This is a genomic window from Microcoleus sp. AT8-A3 (genome assembly GCF_036705675.1).
In the GTDB taxonomy this organism is placed as follows: Bacteria; Cyanobacteriota; Cyanobacteriia; order Cyanobacteriales; family Microcoleaceae; genus Microcoleus.
On the sequence record NZ_JAUBVD010000136.1, the window covers coordinates 1 to 1699 of the forward strand.

Consider the following 1699-nt stretch of genomic DNA (forward strand, 5'->3'; position numbering starts at 1 on the left):
GGAAAATTACCTGAAAACAAACGTTCTGCACTGGCAGAAGTTATTCAACAATTGTTGAATTTTTTTAGACCTCTTGGGATGTTTGTTGCTGGCGCAGTATATCAGTATCTACGTAATATCGGAGATTCAACTAAATGGTTATTCCAGGTCTTCAACCCTTACTGGGATGGACAAGAACAAGATGTGGAACGAGGGCTTAAAGGGCTTCCCGACTACAATTATTTTTGGTGGGGACAACGGTTAGGAGATGGGGCAGCAATTGTCACAGGAATTTTGGAAATCATAGCAGGCGGTGGTGCTGCCACGGGAGGTGGATTTTTATGTATAGCAGGATTCACTTGCATCGGAGGTGCTCCCGCCATAGTAGGAGGTGTAGCTTTGGGACTACACGGAACAACTACGTTGGCGGCTGGTCTAAGAAATATAGTTCAGGAACTTGGAGTATTATATTCTCAAGGAACAGGCGGTACAGGGAGTCAACTTTACCAAAAGATGACAACACCTCAATTGGAGAAAGCCCGAAACTCCTATCAAGACCTAATCCAAGAACACGAGAAAAAGCTCAATGACTACATAGCAAATCCCGATGCTTATGATAACGATGGCAGGCTTAAAAACGCACCAAATCCACAAATAAGGGAACAAATTATACAGGGGCGTATTAATGCACTTCAAAAACAAATCAAGAAGCAAAGAGATGAGTTAATCAAAATAGAACAAGAACTTAATCGCAGATAGAGAGGATAAATCGATGAATGTGACGGTTGGTGAACTACGGATATTGTTTGATAAACTCATGAATAAAATGGAACAAGAGGGCATTATATCATTAGATATTAATGATATAGATTACTATTGGATAGTTTCGTCTGATGAATGGACAAACTTTGAAACTGATGTTAGTCTAGATGTAGGTTCACTGATAGATGATTGGAAAAGCCTGCAAAAAGTTATATCCGAAGAACATATCCCCACATATGTTGATTTCGATCGCCTCGCCTCAATATTAAGAGCTGTAGCGGAGACGATTGTCCCACTAAAAGAGGGATAATATGACAAGCTCAAATAATCGACGTGGCGGGCGATTAGTTTTGTTCGCTCGAATGATTATCTATAGCTTTACACCCTCCGGGCGATCGCACACCGGGTACAATTTCCTTTGAGTCGATCAACTTTACAAGCTAGTTGTTTTGTGCGATCGAATGATTGTTGATAGTTTTACACCCCTCGGACGATCGCACATCGCCCGTACAATTTCCTCTGAGTCGATCGACCGGGGCGGGCTAGTCATTTTGTGCGCTCGAATTATTATCGATAGTTTGAGCTGAGTCGGGCGATCGCACACCGGGCACAACTTCCTTTGAGTCGATCGCCCGTTTTTAGGTAATTTTTCTGTTTCCGGCGATCGGCCATTGATTCTGCGGGCGATCGAATTAACGGGATCTCGTCCTTGTTTATCCACCGCGCGATCGACCGGGTGGGCGATCGTACTTTTCTCAATTATCGGCGATCGTACTTTTTTAGATTGCGGGATCTCGCACTTTTCTAGATTAGGGGATCTCGTACTTTTTTAGATTAGGGGATCTCGTCTATTTCTAAATGGTGGGCGATCGACAATACGCCCAGGGTAAACGCATCTAAATTAAGTTGACAGAAAATCATATTTGTGCATGATTTGTTTTTTATAAAACAATTCTTA

The 1699-nt window shown here is 42.4% G+C and carries 3 protein-coding genes; 2 read left to right on the plus strand and 1 reads right to left on the minus strand.

Translation table 11 applies throughout. The features are described 5' to 3' along the window. Both QUB51_RS30245 and QUB51_RS30250 read left to right on the plus strand, forming a co-directional pair. Positions 1 to 738 (plus strand): hypothetical protein (locus QUB51_RS30245; protein WP_333264555.1); only part of this gene is annotated, 738 nt, incomplete at its 5' end. 58 nt (positions 739 to 796) lie between these two features. Continuing rightward, positions 797 to 1051 carry a hypothetical protein gene (locus QUB51_RS30250; protein ID WP_333234348.1) on the plus strand — a complete coding sequence of 85 codons (255 nt, stop codon included), beginning with the start codon at positions 797 to 799 and terminating at the stop codon, positions 1049 to 1051. A gap of 123 nt (positions 1052 to 1174) precedes the next feature. Here QUB51_RS30250 and QUB51_RS30255 read toward each other — a convergent pair whose 3' ends face one another. After that, a complete protein-coding gene (locus tag QUB51_RS30255) occupies positions 1175 to 1462 on the minus strand; it encodes a hypothetical protein (protein ID WP_333058548.1) in 288 nt (95 codons plus the stop codon). Positions 1463 to 1699 lie beyond the last annotated feature (237 nt).

What these genes read in the sequence shown, in the direction of transcription:
- QUB51_RS30250 (WP_333234348.1), top strand. Translation starts at nt 797, where the DNA reads ATGAATAAAATGGAACAAGAGGGCATTATATCATTAGATATTAATGAT.